Genomic DNA, 25,089 nt, shown 5'->3' on the forward strand with positions numbered 1-25,089 from the left:
ATAATATTAATTTGTAATCGCATTCAATAAGCAAAAAAAGTGAATTTGTACGATATTGAACAAAAAACCTAAAAAGCGTTCGATAAAGGAGAACCACGACGTGAATAAAAATGATCTGCGTATATTGAAAACAAAACAAAATATACATTTGGCATTAACCAAATTGCTAAAGAAAAAAGCCTTACCCCACATAAAAGTAACGGAACTTTGCAGGGAAGCTAATATCAATCGAGGTACATTCTATTTTCATTATCAAGAAGTCGGGGACGTTTTTAAGGAATATTATGAAGAAGTCGTGATGGATCTGAAAGAATCTTATAATGAACCATATCGTCACACAGTTATTTTAGATCCGAAAAATTTGAACCCTAAAACCGTGCGTATTTTTCACCATATAAAGAAATATGAAGAATTTTATAGAATCATATTATCGAAAGAAGTGCCTTTGGAATTTTATCTCATGCTATTCGATGAAATACGGTCGATCCTGATGGAAGATAAACACGCGGTACTGCCTAAAGAAATCAAAGATTATCTCTATTCCTATAGCGCTAATGCGATCATTGGATTAATAATTGAATGGTACCGCCGCGACTTTCAGGAGTCTGCTGATGAAATGAATGTCCTGTTGGTGAACATCCTAAGATTAAAGGTTTAACATGTAAAATAGCATCCTTAGGCAGCATTATTGTTATCATTATTTTTATTTGGTATTGTTCTCTTCCCCAAGGAATACAATCCCGATGCCGCCAGCCCAGCAAAACCTCCTGACCATAATCGCAATACAAGATCCATTTCAGTGAACGGCCAAGCAAGAGATCCTACTAATAGACCTATCAACAAGCTGATCAAGGGTAGATACCTGTTATTTACGGCAACTGTCTTTTTGATCAGCTGCACCAAAGCAACTACAACGGGGCTGATAATCGAAGCAAAGGTCATTACCTCTTCCATGATTCCTCATCTCCTCCGATTTTTGTATTGTCTTAATAGATTCTAGATGTAGTACGTGGTTTCCCTTCAATCATTCAGATGTCCCAAGTCACATGATCATAAAACAATTCTTTGGGATCAGAGGATACAAAGAAAAATTATGGATTTAGTTTAGTGTTATGGTTCTGTTTAAAATCAATCATCAGAAAAATCTTTGAAGTTCTTCCATAAACGTTACCGTATTTTACTTAATTTTATGACACAATTTGTTAAGCCAAATAAAAAAAGCCGATTCCTAAGAAAGGGAATCGACCTTAAATGATTCTCATGAACACATTATAGTGTGACAATGATCGGACCATTTTTAGTCAGGATAATCGTATGTTCCAATTGAGCTACAAAGCTTTCTTCTGTAGCATAGGTCCAGCCGTCGTTTTTTTGGAATACTTCTTCTTCAGAAGTGGAGATAAATGGTTCGAACGCGATAACCATGCCATCCTTCAATAATTCATCATCCGTTGTATCCCGGTAATTATAAATATGGTCAGGCGCTTCGTGTATGGTACGCCCAATACCGTGTCCTGTAAGGTTTGTGATAACAGTTAAGTCATGTTGTTTTGCTGTTTGGAATACTGCTCTTCCGATTCCGCTTTTTTTGGAACCGGGTTTTGCTTTTTGAAGACCTGCTTCAAATGCCTTTTTAGCAACATCGCAAATCTTCGTCAGCACTTCGTCACCTTCGCCTACTACAAACGAGATTCCTGTATCTGCGAAATAACCATTCTTTGAACCGGAAACATCGACATTCACCAGATCCCCTTCTTGAATGACGCGCTGCCCCGGAATACCATGTGCCACCTCATCATTGACACTGATACAAGTAAACCCTGGAAAATCATATTCACTTTTTGGAGCTGAAACGGCGCCTTCCTTCTCAAACATTTCCCCAGCTATATCATCAAGTTCTTTTGTCGTTACACCAGGCACTGTTTTTTGTACCAATTCATCCCTGATGGAGGCAACGATCCTGCCAATTTCCTTTAAAGCCTTAAAGTCTGCTTCTGTTTTTGCAATCATTTTTTTACCTCACTATCTTTTATCATCAATTTTAATCGTATCAAGAGTTTCTTAACATGTACCGATCGCGTCATGAGTCCGTAAAAATGGCACTAGTACATTCCATTATATCACCTTATTTTAGCTGATGTAATGGGATGTATTTATATACTTCCTTAAATCTTTTTCCTTGAAGGTGGATTACTTTAAAACCTCTTCCCTTCTTAGAAAAAAAGCTACTCTCTTAAGAGTTGCTGCTAATCCATCAAATAGAACAAGTCTACTGGTACTGTTGCCTTTCACCATGGAATGTCCGCGTGTCTCATTGGTATTTGACTTGCTAATACCCCACTGATACGCATGCAAATGGTGCTGATTGGGCAGTAAAGCGTTCGTATCAAATAGGGGTACAGAGTTAGAAGCACCTTCAGCAATCCTAATTTTTCGGTGGGATCTGCTGCAAATGCATATCGAGGTATGGATAAAGAAAGGAATACTTCATCTTCACAGTCAATAGCAAAGGACCTAGGAAGTTTGATGGAGAGGATTCTATAGGTGTCATAGATGATCAAAACGAAAAATCAAATTTCACCTAATGATTAAATAATTAGTAAAACCCCTGATACCATTGTATCAGGGGTTTGCCTATTACATATTAAAAGTCTTCCATATACTGTTCGCGTTCCCATGGGTGAACTTGTGTGCGGAACATATCCCATTCGATTTCTTTTGCTTCGATGAAGTGTTCGAATAGGTGATCTCCTAGTGCTTCGACGATAATGTCGTCGGATTTAAGCTGTTCCAGAGCATCGAATAGTGTAGCCGGAAGATCTGCTACGCCGTTCTTTTCTCTTTCTACTTTATCCATGACATAGATATTGCGGTCGATGGATGCTGGTGCTTCCAGGCTGTTCTTGATTCCGTCAAGTCCTGCAGCCAGCAATACGCTCATTGCTAGGTATGGGTTTGCAGATGGATCAACGCTGCGCACTTCGACACGTGTACTTGCTCCGCGAGCGGATGGTACGCGGATCAATGGGCTGCGGTTCTTACCGGACCAAGCAACGTAGCATGGGGCTTCGTAGCCAGGTACCAGGCGTTTGTACGAGTTTACTGTTGGGTTCGTTACCGCAGTGAAGTTAATCGCATGCTTCAATGTACCTGCGATGAATTGGTAAGCTGTTTCAGAAAGCTTCAGCTCGGCGCTTTCATCGTAGAATGCGTTTTTGCCGTCTTTGAATAGAGACATGTTGCAGTGCATACCTGAACCGTTCACACCGTATAGTGGTTTCGGCATGAATGTTGCATGCAGACCATGTTTTCTGGCGATTGTTTTAACTACTAGTTTGAATGTTTGGATATCATCAGCATGTTTCAATGCATCTGCGTATTTGAAATCGATTTCGTGCTGTCCTGGTGCCACTTCATGGTGGGAAGCTTCGATTTCAAAGCCCATTTCTTCCAATTCCAACACGATATCGCGGCGAGTCGTTTCGCCCAAGTCAGTTGGTGCAAGGTCGAAGTATCCGCCTTTGTCATTCAATTCCAAAGTAGGCTCGCCTTTTTCATCGAGTTTGAACAAGAAGAATTCCGGCTCTGTTCCGATGTTGAATGCACTGAATCCAAGCTCTTCCATCTTTTTCAGATTACGCTTCAGATTGTAACGCGGGCAGCCTTCGAATGGCTCTCCGTCTGGAGTATAGATATCACAGATGAAACGTGCCACTTTGCCTTTTTCACTAGTCCAAGGGAATACAACGAATGTATCCAAGTCCGGATAAAGTTTCATGTCGGATTCCTCGATACGTACAAAACCTTCAATAGACGATCCATCGAACATCATTTCGTTGTCCAAAGCTTTGTCCAATTGGCTAAGCGGGATTTCCACGTTTTTGATTGTGCCAAGCAAGTCGGTGAACTGCAAGCGAATGAACTTTACGTTCTCCTCCTTGATAATCTTGATAACATCTTCTCTAGTAAATTTCGCCATTCTTTCTCCTCCTCTATTAATGGAAGAATCGTGATAACTCTCCCTGACGTAACGAAGCTTTACCCAAACGGCCGGTGTCCATCAATTCCTGACGCAGCATCTGTCTTAGTGCCTTGTCGGAGATTTCCGGTGCGATCGGGGTCTCAAGCATATCAGCTGACGGTTTTTCTTTATATGGCAGCATTTGCTTGATACCGGCAAGATTGATTCCTTTGTCGATCAATTCCTTGATCTCCAGCAGTCGATCCACATCATTGAATGAGAAAAGACGCTGATTGCCTTCTGTTCTTGCTGGGAAAATCAGTCCATTATCTTCATAATAACGGATTTGCCTTGCTGTTAATGCAGTAAGTGATTTTACAATACCAATAGAGAACAAGGGCATAGATCGGCGATTCATGTCACTCATTTATCGTCCATCCCCTTTCCTTATGTACTCTACGTCTATTATAAACGTAGGTAATTTTAAATGTCAACACGTGTTAGCTTAGTTGACACGAAAATTTTTAGTATGCTTGATTCGTTGATATCAAGCCTTTTTCTAATAGATTTTGAGCAGCATCGATAATAGCGAGCTTCACATGGGCATAAGTTAAACCACCCTGTACAAAAGCTGTATATGGCGGACGGATCGGCCCATCTGCTGTCAGTTCCAGGCTGGCACCTTGGATGAAGGTGCCGGCGGCCATGATGACATCATTTTCATACCCTGGCATTGGTGCCGGATGTGGCGTCACGTGCGCATTGACTGGTGACGCGTGCTGGATGGCCTGGCAGAAGGCGACCATTTGATCTGCGGTATGGAAGTTCACCGATTGGATCAAATCAACACGTTTGGCATCGAATTTCGGTGAAGTCGAAAAGCCAAGTAACTCCAGGAATCTGGAAGTGAAGATTGCTCCCTTCAGTGCTTCACCGACAACATGAGGCGCCAGGAAAAATCCTTGGAACAGTTCCTGCAGCATACCCAATGTCGCACCTGTCTCTTTACCAAGACCTGGCGCAGTCAAACGGTTGGCGCATAGCTCGATCAAATCGGCTCGTCCGGCAATATAGCCGCCTGCGCGGACAATACCGCCGCCTGGGTTTTTAATCAAAGAACCGGCGATCAAATCCGCTCCGACATGAAGCGGTTCTTTCGTTTGTGCAAATTCCCCATAACAGTTATCGACAAATACGATGACTTCCGGATACTTTTCTTTGACAAAAGCGACCATGTCACCGATCTCGGCAACAGAAAACGAAGGTCGGTCGGCATATCCTTTGGAACGCTGGATTGCCACCACCTTCGTCTTTTCGGAAAGCTTCGCTGCTACAGCTGGATAGTCGATTGCCCCTCCTTCGGTCAAATCAACAGCATCATATAACACCCCAAAATCCTTCAATGCCCCTGTGTCTTCCTGTCGGTTCCCAATGACACCTTCCAATGTATCGTATGGTTTGCCAGTGATATATAGTAACTCATCTCCCGGACGAAGTATACCGAACAAGGAGGTTGTGATCGCATGCGTTCCGGAAACAATCTGCGGCCGCACAAGTGCGTCCTCACCGCCGAATACTTCTGCGTATACTTGTTCGAGTGTCTCGCGGCCGAAATCATCGTAACCATAGCCCGTTGTCGGGTTGAAATGGCTGTCACTCACGCGCTGGTTGCGGAAAGCATCCATCACTCGTTTTTGGTTTTCCTCTGCAATACGGTCTATCTCAGCGCGCCTGGCGCTTGTTTCTTCTTCTGTTTTTCTAGCTGTTTCTTTTATCATGCTTCATTCTTTCCTTTCAATTGATGAGAAAGCGGATGATCAGGCAATACATACCCGCTCACTTCATAGGCATCCAGTGCCTCATTGTATGTCCTTTTTGTCATAATCGTTTCCTGGGTGAGCTTGTCCAATAGACGACCGCCTGTTGCAGGTACGATTGTATCATAGAATTCACTAGTTTCCTGGATCATTTCCTGCACTTTCTCCATTACAAGTCGGCGGTCTTCTTCTTTAAACGCCGATATTTGCAAGTATGGATGCGCGCTGGCAATGAAATCCTCCGTCAGTAGATCTGCTTTGTTATAGACTGTCAGAATCGGCAAATGATCTGCTTCAAGATCTTTAAGCAATTTCAGTACAGTCGCTTGCTGCTGTTCATGATCGGGATGGGCACTATTGACCATATGAATGATGAAATCCGCTTCGGTCACTTCTTCCAGTGTCGAACGGAAAGCTGCGATAAGTGCTGTCGGCAAATCTTGGATGAAGCCGACCGTATCGGTCAGTAATGTCTGGAAACCGGATGGTAGGCGCATTCTGCGTGTCATCGGATCGAGTGTGGCAAACAGCTGATCCTGCTCGAGGCTGTCATTCCCAGTCAGTCGGTTGAATATCGTCGATTTGCCGGCGTTCGTATAGCCGACCAAAGCTATCTGGAATGCCTGATTCGCTTTGCGTCTTTCCCGGTAGCGAGATCGATGCGAAACCACCGCTTTTAGCTGGTGCTTAATTTCATCAATGCGGCGACGAATATGCCGCCTGTCGGTTTCCAGTTTCGTTTCTCCAGGGCCCCTTGTACCGATTCCGGCACCGAGGCGGCTCATTTCCGTACCTTGTCCATAAAGTCTTGGCAGCAAATACTGCATCTGCGCCAGCTCCACCTGCAGTTTCCCCTCACGGGTATGCGCGCGTGTTGCAAATATATCCAGGATCAGCTGACTCCGGTCAATGACACGGACGCCGATATGGTTGCTGATATTCTTCAATTGTCCCGGAGACAATTCATCATTGGATATGACGAGGAGCGGCTCTTCTTGCTCGACCAGTTCGGCAAGCTCATCCAGCTTGCCGGCTCCAAAATATGTACCAGGATGCAGGCGTTCCCGTTTCTGCGTCACAATTCCTGCAACGACCCCGCCTGCTGTCTTTGTTAGAGCTTGCAATTCATCGAGCGAGGATTGAAATCGCTCCAAAGTTTGATTTTGGTGATGGACTGCCATCAATAATACACGTTCCATACTGTCACCCTTTCCTTTTGTCATTATACCCTATCAGACAAGGAAAAAGCCTTCGCTTTATGCGAAAGCTTGTCAAATGGAACCAAAAATATATACAGAACATATCATCCACTGGAATCCATCCAAGTTACCTGCATGAAGGGCTCTTATTTCACTACATCGCCTGTGTTGATAATCTTGATGCATACGTCATAATTCAAATCAGCATCTGCAAAATAGTCATCCCAATCCTTCTTCATTTTTTCAAAGTCCCTTGGATAGTGAATCCGAAAACTTTCCGAAAAACCAACCACATCCGCTTCGTAATCTCGCTGCAGTTTTTTCATCGTTCCTTTCATCAGCCTTTCGACTTCTTTCGCCGCTAAATGTTCCAGATGTTGTACATATCTTTCAGCCAAATTATGAGCTGAGCGTGACCAATCTTCCGTTATCCATCCTTCAGCTTTAATTTGTACATAGAAGGAAAGACGCCCTTTTTTGAACCTTGGCTTTATTTTCGTCTTATAATGCTGTACTTCGTAAACGATCGTATTGTCCTCTTCATCATGGAACTCAAGTAAACCAGCCTTTCCTTCTTCACTCAGCCAGTTTACCCCTTCCACCTCTTTATCCGTTAAAAACCCAACGAATTTCTTTTGTTTCCCTTTTATCACCCCTGCCCCATCTACCTTGATCACATTCTGCTGCTTCACTACATTAGGCAGCATAAAGCTGGCTTGGGAAGAAAGGTTTGCCGAAACTTCCCCTACACGCACAGAGGGGGCGATCTTTAAGGTAGTTGTCTTATTCTCAAAAATGCTGCTGAGATAACTGCTAGGTATTTCTCCTTCGATGTTTGTGTCCAATATGTCGCTTGCTTGCTGCTTGCTTAGCACGACCAGCGGACTAAGACGTGTCACATTATCACGTAAGATTTGGTCCAGCAAAATGGAAAGGTCATATTTACTTGCCGTTTCTGAATTGATGATTATCGTTTCCAGGTGATCCGTATACACAGGGTAAGGCAGCTGAAGGGAGATGCTCCGCAGAATATCCTGGATCGACTTCCCTTCAAGCGTAAGATCTTGATATAGTTTACCTTGCGGCATTACTCCTTGTTCACCTTTCTTCTTTGTGCTGGCAATCTGTGTCGTATGCTTGATCGGAGTCTGATCATTTTCGCTGCTATCGATTCCAAAACCTATTACAAAAGACATATCTTCAATATCCGAGCTGTCCCAACAGCCAGAAACGCATAACAACGAAACGATGCATAAACAGAAATTACGGACCATTTTGCGGTTCTGCTTCATGCTTCAGCCTCCTTATAACTGCAATTATCAATAGTATGGAAGGTATAAAGAAAGAAAAAGCAAAGCTGGTCCAGCCAATGATCGTACCCATCTTCTCTAATTGATTCAAATCCTGAGGGATCAGGCAGATAATGTAAACCGCGGCCAAAAGAACATAGTTTGCCTTTTTATACGATATACGTGTTAGCTGAGAAATGCCTTTGGCAGCCACATATTGACAGACAACATATGTTGTAAACATCTGAATCAGCCAAACAACCAAAAATAAAGAGTCAAAGCGTTCAAACAGGATACCTTCGTACTCGTATTCTTGGATAAGGGCAAATGTGGGCCACTTCTGATGCTTCATTCTTTCTACCGACAATCCACCAGTTATGATGACTACTGCCAGCAAGTATATAAATACCGGTATGCCCAACCCAATTAGGGCAACCTTCTTCGCATCTTTTGGTTTTTGCATCATCGCAATGAAAACAAGTAGAAATTCCAACCCACTGAATGTAAGGAATGTCGGCGTCATCCCTTTCAATATAGGTCCAGCACCAAGCCCGAACAGCGGCCGCAAATTATCGAGCTCAAAGACTTTGAAACCGAGACAAAATACGAGTATGAAAATAAGTATGCAGATAGGATTCAATAGCTCGATCAGCCGGGCTATAGGATTGATTCCACCTATCAGCAAGTAAATCGCGACCCAGTACATAGTGATCAAAATAACAGAAATCGGCGTCTCCTCCAGCAAATAAAACTGCGTCAATTCACCCATGGAACGAATTTCAAAAGCTCCGATCAAAAGTGCATACCCAATAAAACAGATACTTAGTATCGTTCCCAGCCATTTGCCGATTATCAACTTATTGAATTCGAAAAAAGTAAGGCGTTCAAATCGGAGACTCAAAGACACAATGATAAGGGACGATAAATATCCGCAGATACCACCCAATATCACACATATCCACAAATCCGGGGTCCCGACTTTCATTGCCAGATCTCGCGGAAGTGTAAAGATACCTACAGCAATCAATGCAGACGAAAGCAATGCAACCATTTGTATAGTCGTGATCCGTGTCGTTCCCATTTTCATGTGCTGCATCTCCTAATATTTCTTTCTTCTGACTTGATCCTTTGGAAAGTATTCGGCTGGCCGCTTTCTCATCGTAAACAAAGGCATACGCAGGAAGAAATCCTTCCAGTCATCTTTACTATAAAGCGTTCCCGGCGTAACATATGGAACCCCAAAGCTCCGCAGCTTGACTGCATGGACACAGAGCGATAAGAAGAATAAACTGATTCCATATAATCCAAGGAAGGCAGCTGAAAACATAGCCAGGAAACGAAGTGCTCTTTGCGCAATACCTGCGCCGTAATGAGGAGAAACAAATGATGCAATGGCTGTGGCTGCAACGACAATGACCATGATTGGACTGACCAGTCCAGCCTGCACCGCTGCCTCCCCGATAATCAAAGCACCAACCAATCCGACAGTTTGTCCCACTGGCCGCGGCAGCCTGAGACCTGCTTCTCTCAACAGTTCTATCGATACTTCCATCAAAAGCGCTTCGATGATTGTCGGAAACGGGACACCGACCCTCGTTCCGGCAATTGCAAGGGCTAAATCAGTCGGTATCAATCCTTGATGAAAGGAGACGAATGCGATATAAAAGGACGGCAGGAAGATACTCAAGAATGCCGCGACGTACCGAAGCAGCCGGATGAGGGACATTGGGATCCAGCGCTCATAATAATCCTCTGGTGACTGCAGCATCATGGAGAAAGTTGCCGGAACAAGCAAAGCATAGGACGTGCCATCAAGCAAGATGGCAATCCGCCCTTCCAGAATGGCACCCATTACACGATCCGGCCGCTCTGTTGCTTGTACTTGAGGAAAAATGGACATATAGTCATCCTCAATCAGCTGTTCGATATAACCAGATTCAGCAGCATGGTCTATATCCAGATTCTCGATGCGCTCTTTCACGTTGTTTAACAGCTCTTCATTGGCTATGTCCTTTACATAGGCAACAGTCAGCTGTCTGCTCGTCCGTTTTCCTATTTCGAAATCCGCAAAGGTTAAATTCGCATCTGTCGTCATCCTTCGAAGCATTGCCGTATTATCACGGAGGTTCTCAATGAAACTCATTCGAGGTCCCCTGACAAGCGCTTCTGTAATCGGTTCATCCAAATTGCGCGAAAGCCATTTTTTCACACTCAGGACAACCACCTCATCCAAGCCATCAACGAAAAGCAAAACCGAACCTGACAGCAGCTGCCGTACAATCTTCTTCATATCTTTTATCACTGTCACATCGCTGACCTCTAGCACATGATGAAGCAGATAATCCTTTATGCTTTCACTTTTGAATGGATTCAGTCCCGATTTCATTTGTTTCGCATGCATCAGGGAATGCAATATGGATTGCTGCAGCTGCTGCTGATCTACTAAGCCATCAATGTGCACGATACTGCAGCTGCGGTTATCCATTCCCAGTTTAAACTGACGGAAAATAATATCGGAACTATCTCCTACGATTGCTTTGAGTTGATTCACATTTACCGATAATTTTGCCGACAAGACATGGTTCTCTGGAATGAATTGCTGCTCTATCCTTGTATGTTGCTTTTCACGAAGTTTTTTCACCTTATCAGTCAGTAATGTCAGTCCGATAGGAATAAGCACGACGACTATCGTTCCAAGCCATACATCCGTCCGGCCTAAAAATTGCAGTATTTCTCCCATAATTTGCACTCCTTGCTAAGTATGGTTCCCTAGCGGATTCCGGCTATACACGCCGTGCTTATGGGTTATATTAACAAGAAAAAAGCTCGAGCGTGCTGACTACACATACTCGAGCTTTCGATGCGTACTATTATTCTTCGTGATTCAAATCGGCGACTGTCATTTTCATCAATTCCTCTGTCGACAAATGATGATCATGGCGCACAAGCCGGACCGCTTGCATCCGTATCGCTTTCTCAATGATGTTACGTACAAAGCGAGCGTTGGAAAAATCCGCTGTCCGTTTCGCTTTCTGCTGGACGATGATTTCTTTCAGCTTCCATTCCGCTTCTTTCGTCAGCTGATACTCTTTCTCTACAAGCATACCTTTGGCTATATCCATCAGTTGTTCAGACTTATAATCAGGGAATTCGAGCTGGATGGGAAACCGTGAACGCAGACCAGGATTCAAACTCATGAAATGCCTCATCTCTCGGGGGTAACCGGCCAGAATAAGGATAAACCGATTGGACGCATCTTCCATATGTTTGACGAGCGTATCGATTGCTTCTTTCCCGAAGTCTTTTTCTCCTCCGCGCGCAAGCGAATAGGCTTCATCTATGAATAGAATACCACCCATGGCACGCTGGATGAGGGCTCTTGTTTTTTGAGCTGTGTGGCCGATGTATTCGCCGACTAAGTCTGCTCTTTCCGCTTCGATGAAATGACCTTTATCCAAGACATCCATATCGCGAAAAACAGTAGCAAGCTTACGTGCAACCGTCGTCTTTCCTGTGCCGGGGTTGCCTTCGAACAGCATATGCAGCACTTGCTTCTCTTGTTTTAACCCCGCTGCCTCTCGTTTCTGGCTGATATGGACATTTGCATAAATTTCTTTGATTGTTTTCTTGAGCTTCTCCATTCCGATGAAGGAGGCGAATTCCTGGTCGATATGACGGAACGGATCGATATCGCGCTTGGCAGCACCACTTTGCAGCGGTTCCGTCTCCTGCTGCCTGTTTTTCAGGACGATATTGATTTTTCCTTTCGCATTCGTAACTTGAGCTTCCATATGATCACCCCTCACTGCAGTTTACGCTCAAGACAGGTAGGCCGTGACAAATGCCCAGATGGTCTTTTTCTAACTTATTCAGACCGACCGCGCTTTAAAACAAAAATAAAAACGAACGCCTGAGGCGCTCGCTTTGTTTTAGCTCTGTTCTTTATAATCCAGCGATACATTCTTCACTGGGGAGAATGTAGAAATCGCATGTTTGAAGATTAATTGCTGTCTTCCTTCCGTTTCGAACAATACAGTGAAATTGTCAAAAGCCTTCACAGTTCCGCGAATTTGGAAGCCATTCGTCAGGAAAACAGTGACTTGCATACGTTCTTTGCGCAGTTGATTCAGATATTGGTCTTGGATATTAACAGATTGAGACATCTATTCCCCTCCTAATTTCTATACGGTTCCTATTTCTACCTTTGTTCCAGCTTTCCTGCAAGTTCTTCTAAAATAATTCTAAATTTTTGTTTTTTTGTCGCAGGTGTTATCGTATACCAGTTCACATCCATCTTATTACGGAACCATGTATATTGCCGTTTGGCATAGCGCCGGCTGTTTTGCTTCAGCTGGGCAACCGTATCTTCCCAGTCCATTTTCCCTTCCAGATAAGGGATAAACTCCTTATAGCCGATTGCCCGCATGGATTGGGTATCCTTGATGCCGCGATCGACCAGTTGCTTTACTTCTTTCAGCAAACCGTCAGCAAGCATCTTATCAACTCGGAGATTTATCTGTTCATAAAGCAAATCCCGGTCCATCTCCAACCCGATCACTGCAGCATCATAACAAGCATCAGGTTCGACTTCTTCGTGCTCACTCATTTTTTTACCGGTGCGGTGGTAAATTTCCAGCGCCCGGATGACCCGGCGGATATTATTAGGATGAATACGATCCGCTTGTACTGGATCTACTTCCTGCAGCTGGCTGTGCAAGTGCAGTGCTCCAAATTCTTTAGCTTCCTGCTCCAGCTGCTGCTGATAGCCGTCATCCCGTTTTGCCTCAGAAAAATCGTAGCCGTAAAGGGCGGCCTGTATGTATAAGCCGGTTCCGCCTGCAATGACCGGCAGTTTCCCGCGACTTGCAATGTTCTTGACACAAGCCTCCACATCGGCTTGGAAATCAGCTGCAGAATAATTCTCATCGGGATCGCGGATATCAATAAGATGATGCGGAATGCCTTGCTGTTCTTCTTCGGTGACTTTCGCTGTTCCAATATCCATGCCTCTGTATATCTGCATGGAATCGCCGCTGATCACCTCACCGTCGAATTTTTTTGCGATTTCGATACTCAGCTGAGTCTTGCCGACACCCGTAGGTCCGACAACGACGATTATTTTCTGTTTCTCCATGTCATTCTCCTTCTTTAACATGTCATTAGTTTAGCATAACACTGCAAAGAAAGATAAACGAAAAGCCGTGCGCGCCTCGCACAGCTTATTTTTGGTCGGAATCGATAAGATACTTCGTCAGGCGGATGGCTTCATATTCCAATATGCCGAGGATACTCACAAGCAAGCCAGCCGTGGCATCGTCTTCCTGCCTTTTCGCAAGCGGTATGCCGGTGATTTTGATCTCCTGTGCGAGCTGACTGTAATCATGACGCAAAGTCCTGACTACCTCATAATCTTCATCATCGGCTTGTGCTTCCTTTATGGTAGTTTCCTGGAGGAATTTGCTCATGACTGCTATCGGTCTGCCGCCGATGGCAAGCACACGTTTGCCCAATGATTTCTTCATTTCATCCAATTGCTTGTGCAGATCCTCGGTATATTGTTCAATCACATAACCATATGGACCTTTGGCATACCAATGATAACGCTGAAGTTTCACGTGCAATACACTCATATTGGCTATTTGCTGGTTCAGAAAATCCACAAGATGCTGATTCTGCATGGCTAACGCCCCCTCTGGCTAATCAGCATGCCCAAAATCAGAACAATCTATTCCACGTTTGCGGTCCAACAATGCCATCTACACCAAGGCCATTGTTGCGTTGGAAGTTGATGACGGCCTGTCTTGTGATCGGGCCAAAAATTCCGTCGGCTGTTACACCTAATGCCCGCTGGATCCGTCGGACATTTTCTCCACGAGATCCCGTCCGAATATAACTTCCCGGGTATGGGACACTGGCAGACTGCTGTGTCCTGCTTGCTGATGGCCCGATGTAATCGAGCGGGTTGACTGCATTCGATTTTTCCGCATTCCATCTGCCCCGATGCAATTCAAAATGCAGATGCTGACCAGTTGAATCCCCCGTGCTGCCCATATATCCGATAAACTGACCCTGCCTGACCGTATCTCCCACGCTGACTTGACGTGATCCGGACCGCATATGCGCATATACTGTTTCATACGTCTGACCGTTTAGCTGATGGACAATAAAGACGACTTCCCCGTATGAGGAAGACACATACGATCTGCTGACAGTACCTGCGGCAGCTGCGGCAATTCGCACAGTTCCGGATTGTGCCCAATCTACACCATTATGGGACGATCCAGCACCTCGAAAGCCGTTTGTCAGCCTGCCTGCCGTCGGTTTGATGAATAGTGCCATACTGTAATCTCCTTCCTGTCAGTATTCAGGTTACAGGATAGTATAAGCACGATTCCCATCCTCCGGGGCGGTGAACACCTAGACAAGCAAAAAAGGCGCAGTTGCCTGCGCCTATTGTACCCGTTTGAAAAGTTTTTCCAGCTCATATGAAGTGAAGCGAATGATAATCGGCCGACCATGCGGACAGGTGAAAGGATCTTGCGATGTACGAAGCTCTTCCAATAGATGGAACATATCGTCATGATTCAAATGATGATTTGCTTTGATAGAACGTTTACAGGACATCATGATAGCCGCTTCTTCGCGTAATTTATGGATATCCACTTTGCTTTCCTTCATCACCTGTTCCACAATTTCGCGGATGATTTCCTCTTCAAAGCCTTTCGGGAACCATTGCGGATGGGAACGAACGATATACGTATGACCGCCAAAGGATTCAAAGAATAATCCAACTGCCTCAAGCTCGGTCCGATACTGCTCGACAATCAGTGATTCCTGTCTAGTGAAATCGAACGTAAGCGGAATGAGCAGCTCCTGCAGTTCCTTCTCCACTTCCCCGATTTTTTCCCGGAAATATTCATATTTGATCCGTTCCTGTGCAGCATGCTGATCGACCAAGAAGAGACCCTCTTCATTTTCCGCCAGAATATACGTTCCATGATGCTGCCCGATTGGATACATTGGCGGCACAGAATAATCCAGCTCGTTTTCTGATTCGATGCTGTACTGCGGTTCATCCGCTTTATCATTGGCAGAGTCAATAAAGATTTCAGATTCTGATTGTACTTCCCTTTCTTCCTCAATAATCGGAAGGGCTGTTTCTTTCACTTCGTCAAAGAACCATCGATCCGGTTCTGGCTGTGGTTCTTTGACAGGTTGATTGTCAAAGAAAGTAAAGCTTTGCTGTTCGCTTCGTTCCTGGATTTTTTTCTGCTTCGGCACAACAGCTTCCGGAATGAGCCGCTGCTGTCGCAGTGCTTTGCCAACTAACTGCTCGACAGCTTCAAACAGCTCTTTTTCCTTGCTGAAACGAACTTCGAGCTTAGCCGGATGCACGTTTACATCCACAAGAATCGGATCCATCTCGATTGAAATGACGGCAAGCGGAAATCTGCCGATCGGCAGTAAAGTATGATACGCCTGCATCACAGCTTTGGCCAAGACATGGTTCCGAATGTATCTGCCATTTACGATGAAAGATACATATTGACGGGAAGCGCGATTGATTTCTGGTTTGGCAGCTAAAACCGCCAGCTTATAATCCAATGTTTCATGTGATGCTTCAACCATTTTCTTCGCTACGGAATTACCATAGATTTGAGCGACGATCTGCAGCATATCCCCTCGCCCGCTGGATTGGAACAAAGGTTTACCATTATGCGTCAGTTCGAATCGTATTTCTGGGTGGGCAAGCGCAAGGCGGTTGATCACCTCGGACACGTGTCCAAGCTCTGTATGAATCGTTTTCATATACTTCAGACGGGCCGGTGTATTGAAGAACAAATGCTTTACCGTAATCTCCGTGCCTTTCCGCGCATCGCATTTGCCTCTTTCTTTAATCGCCCCGCCTTCCATGACAAGTTTCACACCGGCATTTTCGCCTGTACTTGTCTTGATCTCAAGCTGGCTCACCGCGGCGATACTAGCCAAAGCTTCCCCGCGGAATCCCAATGTACGGACATGGAAAAGGTCATGTTCATTCCGGATTTTACTTGTAGCATGACGGAAGAAGGCACGCTCCACATCGTCTGGATCCATGCCGTCTCCATTGTCGACAATGCTAATTTCGGTCAGACCTGCTTCCTGCACGGAAACCTTGATCACTGTACTGTTTGCATCGATACTGTTTTCCACCAGTTCCTTGACGACCGAAGCCGGCCGCTCGACCACTTCACCCGCTGCAATCTTATTCGCTAAATCATCCGGCATCAATTGAATCGCCATATGGGAACCTCCTTACTTCTTCACTGCCATTTGCTGCAATTTATATAATAGATTCATTGCTTCAAGCGGTGTTTGCTCCATCAAATTGATCGATGTGAGCTCTGTTATTACTTTATCGGCTCGGCTGTCTTGTTTTCGAGTTTCTGTTTCCACAGCAGGCGCTGCGAAAAAGGATAGCTGAACATCTTCCTGCTCTTGTCCAGGACTAGGAACCATTGCATCTTCGTCCTGCCCTTCCAGATCCTTGAGGATGTGTGAGGCCCGTTCGATAAGGCTGTCCGGGAGTTTTGCCAGTTTCGCAACATGGATTCCGTAGCTTTCATCTGCCGCTCCTTCACGGATTTGGTGAAGGAAAACGACATTGCCATCATGCTCTTCCGCCCGGACATGGACATTACGCAGCTTGCTTAAATTCTCCTCCAAAGAAGTTAGCTCGTGATAATGCGTCGAGAATAATGTCTTTGCATGAATATTATCATGGACATATTCGATGATTGCTTGCGCCAGAGCCATGCCATCATATGTGCTTGTCCCCCTGCCAATCTCATCCAGCAAAATTAGACTCTTGTCGGTTGCATGCTCCAGTGCATGTCTCGACTCCAGCATTTCGACCATGAAGGTACTTTGGCCAGAGACCAGATCGTCCGCTGCGCCGATGCGCGTAAAGATTTGATCGAAAAGCGGCAGATCAGCGGCTTCACATGGAACAAAACAACCGATTTGCGCCATGATACTCGTCAGAGCTACTTGGCGCATATACGTGCTTTTACCACTCATGTTCGGCCCAGTGATCAGCAAGATATCTGCGTCATTTTTCATCTGCACATCATTCGGTACAAACTCTCCGGATTTCATCACTTTTTCAATGACAGGATGACGTCCTTCGGTAATCGATACGGATCGGTCAAGATTGAATGTCGGACGAGCATAACGCTGTTTTTCACTTACTTCGGCAAAGCTTTGCAAAACGTCCAATTGACTGATTTGATCGGCGAGCTGCTGCAGCGCAGGGATGTACGTCTTGACATGATCCCGTATTTCCATGAATAGGGAATATTCGAGATCCACACTTTTCTCCTGTGCTTCCAGAATCAGTGCTTCTTTTTCCTTTAATTCCGGCGTAATGAAACGTTCTGCATTACTGAGCGTCTGTTTGCGTTCATATTTCCCTTCCGGCAGCAGATGCAGATTCGCACGCGTTATCTCGATATAGTAGCCAAACACCTTGTTATAGCCGACTTTAAGCGATTTGATACCCGTTTCTTCGCGTTCCCGCTGTTCGAGTGCCGCAATCCATTGCTTCCCGTTTCTTGAAGCATCCCGGTACGTATCAAGCTGGTCGTGGAAACCGTCTTTCAGGATGCCGCCTTCCCGGACACTGATCGGCGCATCTTCATGCAAACTGCTTTCCAAATACGCACACAGGTCCGGTAGCGGATTAAGCTTTCGGCCAATGCGCTGTACTTCCTCTTCCTCAAAGCCGGATAACACTTGCTTCAATTCAGGTAGCTTTTCCAATGTGCGTTTCAGCTGCAGCAGATCCCTCGCATTCACGTTTCCGAAAGCGACCCGGCCGGAAAGTCTTTCGATATCATACACGGATTGCAAATGCTGCCGGATTGTATCCCGTTCGAAGAAGTGATCTAGAAAGGCTTGGACCAAATCCTGGCGTCTTGTGATCGCTTCTTTTTGCAGCAGCGGGCGCTCCAGCCATTTTTTCAGCATACGCGCTCCCATTGCCGTAACGGTGTCATCAAGCACCCATAGAAGACTTCCATGTTTGCCCTTCTTCAAAATAGTTTCAGTCAGCTCAAGATTGCGTTTTGAATACATATCCAATGTCATGAAATGTTTGAGCTCCATCACTTGAAGCGGCTTCAGATGATCCAACCCACGCTTTTGCGTCCGTTCCACATAGTTTAATAGCATGGCAAAACACTCTAACAGTCTAGTATCGGTCACATCACCAATCAGCTTTTCCTGTGACATACTGGTGCTGTTCATTTCCTGATAGGATAACGTGACACCTAAACGAACCCGCAAAGCTTCCTGCAGCTCTGCACTCAACCCTTCGGAAATGACGATTTCCCGCACTGGCTGATTGTAAAGCTCACTTAATAAACCATCAAAGCCGCCTTCCAGCAATGCAGCCCGGTTTTCCCCTGTGGAAAGGTCATGATATACAAGACTGTATGTACTGTCCTCGTTTTCTGTTACAGCTGCCAGGTAATTGTTCTCTTTTTCATCAAGCATGCCGTTTTCCATGACAGTACCTGGTGTGATCAGCTGGACCACTTCGCGTTTGACGACACCTTTAGCTGTCTTCGGATCCTCCACTTGTTCACAGATGGCGACTTTGTAGCCGCGCGATACAAGTGTCTTTATATAATTATCAGCCGAATGGTACGGCACGCCGCACATCGGCACCTTCTCTTCAACCCCCGCATTCTTACTCGTCAAGGTGATTTCCAGTTCTTTCGTCGCTTTCAGTGCATCCTCAAAGAACATTTCATAAAAGTCACCGAGCCTAAAGAAGAGGAATGCATCCTTATAGTCGGCTTTTATTCTTAAATATTGCTGCATCATCGGTGTGTACCCTGCCATTTTCCTACTCCTCTGTTTCATTACAATTAATCCTATTATAACACAGGTATTTTCCTTGTTTCTTCTGTTGCGTCATTCTGAATAATACAAAAAACGAGAGCAAGTGCCCTCGTTTTAATCGTCGTTGTCCTTTTTATCCAAAAAGTCAGGATCTAGATCTTTGAAATCATCTTCAGAAAGCTCATAATCCCATTCTTCTTCTACTTCCTCAACTTCGCATCCATCAGGATCCACTTTCACGCAAAGCTTTGTTTCTCCCACAACTTCCACAAGGAATTCCTTCTCGACTTCGACGAAAATCTTCTGGCCATGCTGCACAATTTTGCATTCCAGGCAATTAGGCTGTTGGATTGCTTTTGCATAAACCTCAAACTCATCGTCCAGACAATTATCGTCTTTGATACTCAATTTGACCAATTCCTTATACTCGACCGTTTCTGAGACAACATCGGTTTTTGAATTATCATTGTAGGAATACCACACATTGATATCGTACTTACCGACTACTTCCACCCCTACGTCGCCTTTCTTTTTTGCGTGGTAGCGGTGATTGATAATCCAGCAGCCAAGGATGCTGGACGGTTTGTTGTCCGGACGTATATGGTCAATATGCTTGCTGAATTTACGTCCGCGGCCGATGACCGCTTTCGTGATTATTTCACGGTATGTTTTATCTTGAAAACCCATCTTGCCAAAACCTCCTCTTTTTACATAGTCATGTTATGCAGGGTGTTCACCTATGGTGCCAGAAAATAAATCTTCTGCTCACCACAACTGGACGCTCCTCCATCCTATGCAGATGCCTAGAGAGAGGTTATTGAAAACTTGCCGGCCGGCAACTTAAAATCCCGGATTGATTTCCAGCTGTGTATGCACTTCATGAATGCTGTGATACTTCTAAATTTCCCCCAATATGACAGGTATGTTTAAAGTGATTTCTAGATGACAGTATAGAACGCGGGAAAGTTTAAGAAAAAAGAAACGGACTTAGTTGTCCGTTTCTTCCTCATTGAACACAGTATGCTCGATATTCTGGCTGATGCTCTGAAGGATATGGTTCGTGATGACCTGGGATTCCTTGAATTCTTGAACGACAGGGATACTATCGATTTTTGCCTGGAGCTCATCTATTTCCTTTTCCATTTGCTGCTGCGCTTCCCGTTTGCCATAAGCTTGCAGATTGACAGCCTGCTTTTGCTTCATTTTAATCTGATTTATATATGTCTGCACCTTTTGGTTCTCGTTCAGTTTCGCTTCCAGCTGGTGAAATTGTTCAATCTCGTCCAGATTGCCCATTTCTTCTGCCAAACTTTCAGCTTGCTTGAGAATTTCGTCGGTGGAATAACTCATTTGATCTGTACCTCCGCTGTTGTTTCTATTAACTCGCCATCGAGTGACCACGTTTTTGCTTTTATGATGCGGACCGGGACGATTTTACCGATCACTGACTTCGGAGCCCTGAAATTGACTAGCTTATTCTTTTCCGTATAACCAGCAAGTACATCCGGATTCCGCTTGCTTTCTCCTTCTACCAACACGAGCACTGTTTTCCCCTCATATGCACGCATGGACTTGGCGGCATACTCGTCCACCACTCGATTCAAACGCTGCAGGCGCTCCCGCTTCACCTCGATCGGGATATTATCCTCCCATTTGGCAGCAGGCGTTCCTTCGCGAGGGGAATAAATATATGTGTAGGCAGCCTCGAAACCAACTTCTTTGATAAGTGATAAAGTTTCCTGGAACTGCTCTTCGGTCTCATTCGGAAACCCGACGATGATGTCCGTTGTAAGCGTCACATTCGGTATCCGCTGTCTGATCTTATCCACTAGAGTCAGGTATTCTTCCCTTGTATAACGACGGGCCATTACCCGTAGTATCTCACTGCTTCCCGATTGGACTGGCAAGTGGATATGATCAAGGAGATTTTCGCCTTTGGCCAGTACTTCTATTAGTTTATCATCAAAGTCACGCGGATGGGAAGTGGTGAAGCGCACACGCGGAATATCAATCTTTCTGATTGCATCCATCAAATCCCCAAGTCCATAATCGATATCAGGCAAATCTTTACCGTACGCGTTCACATTCTGACCAAGGAGCGTAATCTCTTGATAACCCTGCGCCGCAAGCTGCCTTACTTCCTGGATGATATCCTCCGGCCGTCGGCTCCGTTCTTTGCCACGCGTGTATGGGACAATACAATACGTGCAGAATTTATCACAGCCGTACATGATATTGACCCATGCTTTGATTTTTCCTTTTCTTGCTTTGGGAAGGTTCTCGATGACATCGCCTTCTTTAGACCATACCTCCAGCACCATTTCCTTGCTGAATTGCGCTTCTTTCAATAACTGCGGAAGCCGATGGATATTGTGAGTCCCAAAAATCAGGTCGATATGACTATGCTTTTTCAAAATCCGATTGACGACCGCTTCCTCCTGGGACATACAGCCGCAAACACCAAGAATCAAATCCGGCTTCTCAAGCTTCAAGGCTTTAAGATGACCGATTTCTCCGAATACCTTATTCTCGGCATTTTCCCGAATAGCACAAGTATTAAGGAGTATGACATCCGCTTCATTTGTATCTGTAGTAGGCTCATAACCCATTTCCAAAAACAGCCCTGCCATCACTTCGGTATCATGTTCGTTCATCTGGCAGCCATATGTACGGATGAGGAATTTTTTGTTCTGGCCTGCATTCTGCATCTCTGGGGGAATCGCGAAATCATAATGAAACTTGACATCTTCCCTGCGCCGTTTTTTTGCCTGCTTCAAGTTCGGCGGCTGGTACGTTGTCTGGAAATATTTTGCGAAATCAGCAGTTGTCTTTTCATGAAGCGGCTTCTCGACCTGATTTGTCTGTTCTGCACTTATCAAACTAACGGATTTACGCTGTTCTTCATTCACTGTTTCCTGCTCCCCCATCCATTGATCGTTTTTGTCCATTATACCAATGCTCTCATCAAGGTCCAAGTATTGGAAATAAAAAATCCCGCCATAAGCGGGATTTATCGTGGTTCTACAATTAATTTGATGGCAGTCCGTTCTTCATTATCGATCATGATATCCGTGAATGCCGGGATACAGACCAAATCTACACCGCTCGGAGCAACAAAACCTCGGGCGATGGCAACAGCTTTCACTGATTGATTGAGTGCTCCTGCCCCGATTGCCTGGATTTCCGCTGAGCCACGTTCTCTTAATACGTTCGCAAGTGCGCCTGCTACTGAGTTTGGATTGGATTTCGCTGAAACTTTTAGTATATCCAACACTGGTACCTCCTTCGTTTACTGGACTACTTTCCTTTTAACTATATTTCTGCGAGATGATAGATATGCCCATTTCAGGCGATGTCAGAAAAAAGTGCTGCGGTCTGTCCTGGTTTATGTCTGTAAACAAAAGACCTAGTGAAGGAGCAGCAAAGATCAATCCATATACGGGTGGTCATCATTGATCAAGATGCGTTTGATGGAGGAAGCTTTCCCCGTTTGCGGATCCAAATCGATTACTACTCCATTTAATTGTGTTTTACCCTTTTTCGGTACTTCAAAACGTACTGGAAGATTAGTTAAAAATCTCTTGATGACTGCCTCGCGATCCATCCCAAGGATTGCTTCATACGGACCTGTCATACCTGCGTCCGAAATGTATGCTGTTCCGGAAGGCAATATGCGTTCATCCGCTGTCTGGGTGTGCGTATGGGTACCGACGACAGCACTGACTCGACCATCCACATACCAGCCGAATGCTTGCTTCTCACTTGTTGCTTCCCCGTGGAAATCGATGAAAATAAGATTCGTCCGTTTTCGCGCTTCCTCGATCAGCCGATCGGCTTCCCGGAATGGATCATCTGCCGGCATCATGAATGTACGTGCCAGCAAATTGATGATTGCCACTTCGTGCTTGTTCACCTTCACATAAATGATTCCCGATCCTGGAGTTTGCGGCGGCAAGTTGGCCGGTCGGACCAGATATTTTGCATCGTCGATGAATTCGAAAATATCCCGTTTGTCCCATGTATGATTGCCCATTGTGATTGCCTGTGCGCCCCATTCCAGGAATTGTTTGTATATACGTTCATTGATTCCTTTTCCGTCGGCACTATTCTCTCCATTGATGATTGTCAGCTGCGGCTGATAGCGCTGTTTCAGGCGCGGCAAGTATTCCTGTACCATCTGACGTCCCGGTTCCCCAACAACGTCCCCGATAAATAATAGCTTCATAATCCATCCCTTTCTCCTTACCTACTAGTATCATGAAAAAAAGCGGCACAAGGCCGCTTTCTTATTTAGCATATTCAACTGCGCGTGTTTCCCGGATGACCGTGACTTTGATGTGGCCAGGGTAATCCAGCTCGCTTTCAATGCGTTTCCGGATATCACGAGCGACCTTGACGGATTCCAAGTCGTTGATTTCATCCGGTTTGACCATGATACGGATCTCACGTCCAGCCTGAATCGCGAAGGATTTCTCCACGCCCTGGAAGGATTCTGAAATCTCCTCCAGTTTCTCCAGACGCTTGATATAGTTCTCCAGTGTCTCGCTTCTTGCTCCCGGACGAGCAGCGGACAATGCATCGGCCGCAGCAACAAGCACTGCAATAATCGATGTTGCTTCCTCATCGCCATGGTGGGAAGCGATGCTATTGATGACAACTGGATGCTCTTTGTATTTGATTGCGAGTTCTTTCCCGATTTCAACGTGGCTGCCTTCGACTTCGTGGTCGATCGCTTTACCGATATCATGCAAAAGACCCGCACGTTTGGCCAAGGTAACATCTTCGCCAAGCTCGGCTGCCAGCAATCCCGACAAGTAAGCGACCTCTATAGAGTGCTTCAGGACGTTTTGGCCGTAACTTGTGCGATACTTCAATCTTCCAAGTATCTTCACAAGATCCGGATGCAAGCCATGTACGCCGACTTCGAAAGTCGTTTCTTCACCTGTCTCACGAATGTACTCATCAACTTCCCGTCTGGATTTCTCCACCATTTCCTCGATTCGGGCTGGGTGAATGCGTCCATCCTGGACAAGTTTTTCAAGAGCGATTCGTGCGATTTCACGACGAACAGGATCAAAACCGGACAAGATGACCGCTTCTGGTGTATCATCAATTATTAGATCAATTCCCGTAAGCGTCTCTAACGTACGAATGTTACGGCCTTCCCGTCCGATAATGCGCCCTTTCATCTCGTCATTCGGCAAGTTCACGACTGATACTGTCGTTTCCGCAACATGATCGGCTGCACAGCGTTGAAGTGCAAGGGAAAGAATGCTCTTCGCTTTCTTATCGGCCTCTTCCTTGGCACGATGTTCCGCATCTTTGATCATGACAGCTGCATCGAAGGCAACTTCCTGCTCGACTTTGTCCAGCACGATTTGACGCGCTTCATCGGACGTATAGCCAGAAATCCGCTCCAATTCGAGCTGCTGTTCTTTCACCAAGACTTCCACTTTGCTTTCCAATTCTTCAATTTGTTGTTGTTTTTCAGCTAATGATTGTTCCTTTTTCTCTAACGTAATTTCACGCTTATCAAGCGTATCGCTTTTACGGTCCAGATTTTCTTCTTTCTGCATCAGACGATTCTCCTGCTTCTGCAGTTCGAGACGTCGCTCACGTAATTCCTGCTCCGTCTGCTGACGCAGCTGGAAGTTCTCATCCTTCGCTTCGAGAAGCGCTTCTTTCTTAGCCGTTTCCGCATTGCGATGGCCTTCTTCTACTATTTGCTTCGCCAATTCCTCCGCACTGGAGATCTTTTTCTCAGCAATAGATTTGCGAACAAGATAACCAACAACACCACCGACGATTAGAGCAAGCAAAATGGAGATGATCAGGTAAATTAGATCCATGATTTCACCTCCCCTGCTATGAAATTGTACAAACATGTCTGTCGGCATGCACAATGTTTTTCATTAAAAAAACTATGGTAACCTTAG

Annotated in this window: 23 protein-coding genes and 1 pseudogene; 1 reads left to right on the plus strand and 23 read right to left on the minus strand. The window is 45.2% G+C overall.

All coding sequences use genetic code 11. The features are described from left to right. Positions 1 to 100 precede the first annotated feature (100 nt). Positions 101 to 658, plus strand: a complete 558-nt coding sequence (locus tag BLQ53_RS06620) for a TetR/AcrR family transcriptional regulator (RefSeq protein WP_093726508.1) — start codon at positions 101 to 103, stop codon at positions 656 to 658. A gap of 17 nt (positions 659 to 675) precedes the next feature. Here BLQ53_RS06620 and BLQ53_RS06625 read toward each other — a convergent pair whose 3' ends face one another. The 23 genes and pseudogenes from BLQ53_RS06625 to rny all read right to left on the minus strand — a co-directional run bounded on the left by BLQ53_RS06625 (position 676) and on the right by rny (position 25,002). Further along, positions 676 to 954, minus strand: a complete 279-nt coding sequence (locus tag BLQ53_RS06625) for a holin (RefSeq protein WP_093726509.1) — start codon at positions 952 to 954, stop codon at positions 676 to 678. Between the two features lie 315 nt (positions 955 to 1,269). Beyond that, positions 1,270 to 2,010, minus strand: a complete 741-nt coding sequence (map, locus tag BLQ53_RS06630; RefSeq protein ID WP_093726510.1) for a type I methionyl aminopeptidase — start codon at positions 2,008 to 2,010, stop codon at positions 1,270 to 1,272. Between the two features lie 634 nt (positions 2,011 to 2,644). Continuing rightward, a complete protein-coding gene (glnA, locus tag BLQ53_RS06635; RefSeq protein ID WP_093726511.1) occupies positions 2,645 to 3,979 on the minus strand; it encodes a type I glutamate--ammonia ligase in 1,335 nt (444 codons plus the stop codon). Positions 3,980 to 3,995: 16 nt separating this feature from the next. Then, positions 3,996 to 4,388, minus strand: a complete 393-nt coding sequence (locus BLQ53_RS06640) for a MerR family transcriptional regulator (protein WP_093726512.1) — start codon at positions 4,386 to 4,388, stop codon at positions 3,996 to 3,998. 97 nt (positions 4,389 to 4,485) lie between these two features. Next, positions 4,486 to 5,739 carry a methionine gamma-lyase family protein gene (locus BLQ53_RS06645; protein ID WP_093726513.1) on the minus strand — a complete coding sequence of 418 codons (1,254 nt, stop codon included), beginning with the start codon at positions 5,737 to 5,739 and terminating at the stop codon, positions 4,486 to 4,488. Beyond that, positions 5,736 to 6,977 carry a GTPase HflX gene (gene hflX / locus BLQ53_RS06650; protein ID WP_093726514.1) on the minus strand — a complete coding sequence of 414 codons (1,242 nt, stop codon included), beginning with the start codon at positions 6,975 to 6,977 and terminating at the stop codon, positions 5,736 to 5,738. The genes BLQ53_RS06645 and hflX overlap by 4 nt, the downstream gene beginning before the upstream one ends. Positions 6,978 to 7,123: 146 nt before the next feature. After that, complete coding sequence (locus BLQ53_RS06655; protein ID WP_093726515.1) at positions 7,124 to 8,269, minus strand: Ger(x)C family spore germination protein; 1,146 nt, start codon at positions 8,267 to 8,269, stop codon at positions 7,124 to 7,126. Then, the gene (locus BLQ53_RS06660) at positions 8,241 to 9,353 is read right to left on the minus strand and encodes a GerAB/ArcD/ProY family transporter (RefSeq protein WP_170829602.1); all 1,113 of its coding nucleotides are present in this window, start codon (positions 9,351 to 9,353) and stop codon (positions 8,241 to 8,243) included. The genes BLQ53_RS06655 and BLQ53_RS06660 overlap by 29 nt, the downstream gene beginning before the upstream one ends. A 12-nt stretch (positions 9,354 to 9,365) precedes the next feature. Further along, on the minus strand, positions 9,366 to 11,006 hold the full coding sequence (locus tag BLQ53_RS06665; RefSeq protein WP_093726517.1) for a spore germination protein: 1,641 nt from the start codon (positions 11,004 to 11,006) through the stop codon (positions 9,366 to 9,368). 130 nt (positions 11,007 to 11,136) lie between these two features. Next, on the minus strand, positions 11,137 to 12,057 hold the full coding sequence (locus BLQ53_RS06670; protein ID WP_093726518.1) for an AAA family ATPase: 921 nt from the start codon (positions 12,055 to 12,057) through the stop codon (positions 11,137 to 11,139). 138 nt (positions 12,058 to 12,195) lie between these two features. Continuing rightward, the gene (gene hfq, locus BLQ53_RS06675; protein WP_038560416.1) at positions 12,196 to 12,429 is read right to left on the minus strand and encodes an RNA chaperone Hfq; all 234 of its coding nucleotides are present in this window, start codon (positions 12,427 to 12,429) and stop codon (positions 12,196 to 12,198) included. Positions 12,430 to 12,464: 35 nt separating this feature from the next. Then, positions 12,465 to 13,400, minus strand: a complete 936-nt coding sequence (gene miaA, locus BLQ53_RS06680; protein WP_093726519.1) for a tRNA (adenosine(37)-N6)-dimethylallyltransferase MiaA — start codon at positions 13,398 to 13,400, stop codon at positions 12,465 to 12,467. Positions 13,401 to 13,485: 85 nt separating this feature from the next. Beyond that, a complete protein-coding gene (locus BLQ53_RS06685; RefSeq protein ID WP_093726520.1) occupies positions 13,486 to 13,944 on the minus strand; it encodes a Dps family protein in 459 nt (152 codons plus the stop codon). Between the two features lie 37 nt (positions 13,945 to 13,981). Further along, on the minus strand, positions 13,982 to 14,215 hold the full coding sequence (locus BLQ53_RS19170) for a peptidoglycan-binding domain-containing protein (protein ID WP_244499294.1): 234 nt from the start codon (positions 14,213 to 14,215) through the stop codon (positions 13,982 to 13,984). Next, positions 14,210 to 14,605 (minus strand): annotated as a pseudogene (locus BLQ53_RS19175) (M23 family metallopeptidase); the annotation flags it as partial. The pseudogene BLQ53_RS19175 and the gene BLQ53_RS19170, both read right to left, overlap by 6 nt. 111 nt (positions 14,606 to 14,716) lie before the next feature. Further along, positions 14,717 to 16,549 carry a DNA mismatch repair endonuclease MutL gene (gene mutL, locus BLQ53_RS06695; RefSeq protein WP_093726522.1) on the minus strand — a complete coding sequence of 611 codons (1,833 nt, stop codon included), beginning with the start codon at positions 16,547 to 16,549 and terminating at the stop codon, positions 14,717 to 14,719. 12 nt (positions 16,550 to 16,561) lie between these two features. After that, entirely contained in the window at positions 16,562 to 19,153 is a 2,592-nt protein-coding gene (mutS, locus tag BLQ53_RS06700) for a DNA mismatch repair protein MutS (protein ID WP_093726523.1), read from the minus strand. 114 nt (positions 19,154 to 19,267) lie between these two features. Then, positions 19,268 to 19,840 carry an outer spore coat protein CotE gene (gene cotE, locus BLQ53_RS06705; RefSeq protein ID WP_093726524.1) on the minus strand — a complete coding sequence of 191 codons (573 nt, stop codon included), beginning with the start codon at positions 19,838 to 19,840 and terminating at the stop codon, positions 19,268 to 19,270. 300 nt (positions 19,841 to 20,140) lie between these two features. Beyond that, positions 20,141 to 20,503, minus strand: coding sequence for a YlbF/YmcA family competence regulator (locus BLQ53_RS06710; RefSeq protein WP_093726525.1), 363 nt, complete (start codon positions 20,501 to 20,503; stop codon positions 20,141 to 20,143). After that, positions 20,500 to 22,062, minus strand: a complete 1,563-nt coding sequence (gene miaB / locus BLQ53_RS06715; protein ID WP_093726797.1) for a tRNA (N6-isopentenyl adenosine(37)-C2)-methylthiotransferase MiaB — start codon at positions 22,060 to 22,062, stop codon at positions 20,500 to 20,502. Before miaB ends, BLQ53_RS06710 begins: the two co-directional genes overlap by 4 nt. Before the next feature lie 101 nt (positions 22,063 to 22,163). After that, positions 22,164 to 22,424 (minus strand): stage V sporulation protein S, encoded by a 261-nt coding sequence (locus BLQ53_RS06720; RefSeq protein ID WP_093726526.1) that lies wholly within the window; start codon positions 22,422 to 22,424, stop codon positions 22,164 to 22,166. Positions 22,425 to 22,580: 156 nt separating this feature from the next. Further along, a complete protein-coding gene (locus tag BLQ53_RS06725) occupies positions 22,581 to 23,378 on the minus strand; it encodes a TIGR00282 family metallophosphoesterase (protein WP_093726527.1) in 798 nt (265 codons plus the stop codon). Positions 23,379 to 23,439: 61 nt separating this feature from the next. After that, positions 23,440 to 25,002: a ribonuclease Y gene (gene rny, locus BLQ53_RS06730; protein ID WP_093726528.1), complete on the minus strand. Its 1,563-nt coding sequence runs from the start codon at positions 25,000 to 25,002 to the stop codon at positions 23,440 to 23,442. Positions 25,003 to 25,089 lie beyond the last annotated feature (87 nt).

Source organism: Terribacillus halophilus (genome assembly GCF_900101385.1).
GTDB classification, from domain to species: domain Bacteria; phylum Bacillota; class Bacilli; order Bacillales; family Amphibacillaceae; genus Terribacillus; species Terribacillus halophilus.

What these genes read in the sequence shown, in the direction of transcription:
- miaA (WP_093726519.1), bottom strand. Translation starts at nt 13,400, where the DNA reads ATGGAGAAACAGAAAATAATCGTCGTTGTCGGACCTACGGGTGTCGGC.
- BLQ53_RS06710 (WP_093726525.1), bottom strand. Translation starts at nt 20,503, where the DNA reads ATGAGTTATTCCACCGACGAAATTCTCAAGCAAGCTGAAAGTTTGGCA.
- BLQ53_RS06660 (WP_170829602.1), bottom strand. Translation starts at nt 9,353, where the DNA reads ATGAAAATGGGAACGACACGGATCACGACTATACAAATGGTTGCATTG.
- mutL (WP_093726522.1), bottom strand. Translation starts at nt 16,549, where the DNA reads ATGGCGATTCAATTGATGCCGGATGATTTAGCGAATAAGATTGCAGCG.
- BLQ53_RS06640 (WP_093726512.1), bottom strand. Translation starts at nt 4,388, where the DNA reads ATGAGTGACATGAATCGCCGATCTATGCCCTTGTTCTCTATTGGTATT.
- rny (WP_093726528.1), bottom strand. Translation starts at nt 25,002, where the DNA reads ATGGATCTAATTTACCTGATCATCTCCATTTTGCTTGCTCTAATCGTC.
- BLQ53_RS06625 (WP_093726509.1), bottom strand. Translation starts at nt 954, where the DNA reads ATGGAAGAGGTAATGACCTTTGCTTCGATTATCAGCCCCGTTGTAGTT.
- BLQ53_RS06655 (WP_093726515.1), bottom strand. Translation starts at nt 8,269, where the DNA reads ATGAAGCAGAACCGCAAAATGGTCCGTAATTTCTGTTTATGCATCGTT.
- map (WP_093726510.1), bottom strand. Translation starts at nt 2,010, where the DNA reads ATGATTGCAAAAACAGAAGCAGACTTTAAGGCTTTAAAGGAAATTGGC.
- hfq (WP_038560416.1), bottom strand. Translation starts at nt 12,429, where the DNA reads ATGTCTCAATCTGTTAATATCCAAGACCAATATCTGAATCAACTGCGC.
- BLQ53_RS06725 (WP_093726527.1), bottom strand. Translation starts at nt 23,378, where the DNA reads ATGAAGCTATTATTTATCGGGGACGTTGTTGGGGAACCGGGACGTCAG.
- mutS (WP_093726523.1), bottom strand. Translation starts at nt 19,153, where the DNA reads ATGGCAGGGTACACACCGATGATGCAGCAATATTTAAGAATAAAAGCC.
- BLQ53_RS06645 (WP_093726513.1), bottom strand. Translation starts at nt 5,739, where the DNA reads ATGATAAAAGAAACAGCTAGAAAAACAGAAGAAGAAACAAGCGCCAGG.
- cotE (WP_093726524.1), bottom strand. Translation starts at nt 19,840, where the DNA reads ATGGGTTTTCAAGATAAAACATACCGTGAAATAATCACGAAAGCGGTC.
- BLQ53_RS06685 (WP_093726520.1), bottom strand. Translation starts at nt 13,944, where the DNA reads ATGCAGAATCAGCATCTTGTGGATTTTCTGAACCAGCAAATAGCCAAT.
- glnA (WP_093726511.1), bottom strand. Translation starts at nt 3,979, where the DNA reads ATGGCGAAATTTACTAGAGAAGATGTTATCAAGATTATCAAGGAGGAG.
- BLQ53_RS06665 (WP_093726517.1), bottom strand. Translation starts at nt 11,006, where the DNA reads ATGGGAGAAATACTGCAATTTTTAGGCCGGACGGATGTATGGCTTGGA.
- BLQ53_RS06670 (WP_093726518.1), bottom strand. Translation starts at nt 12,057, where the DNA reads ATGGAAGCTCAAGTTACGAATGCGAAAGGAAAAATCAATATCGTCCTG.
- hflX (WP_093726514.1), bottom strand. Translation starts at nt 6,977, where the DNA reads ATGGAACGTGTATTATTGATGGCAGTCCATCACCAAAATCAAACTTTG.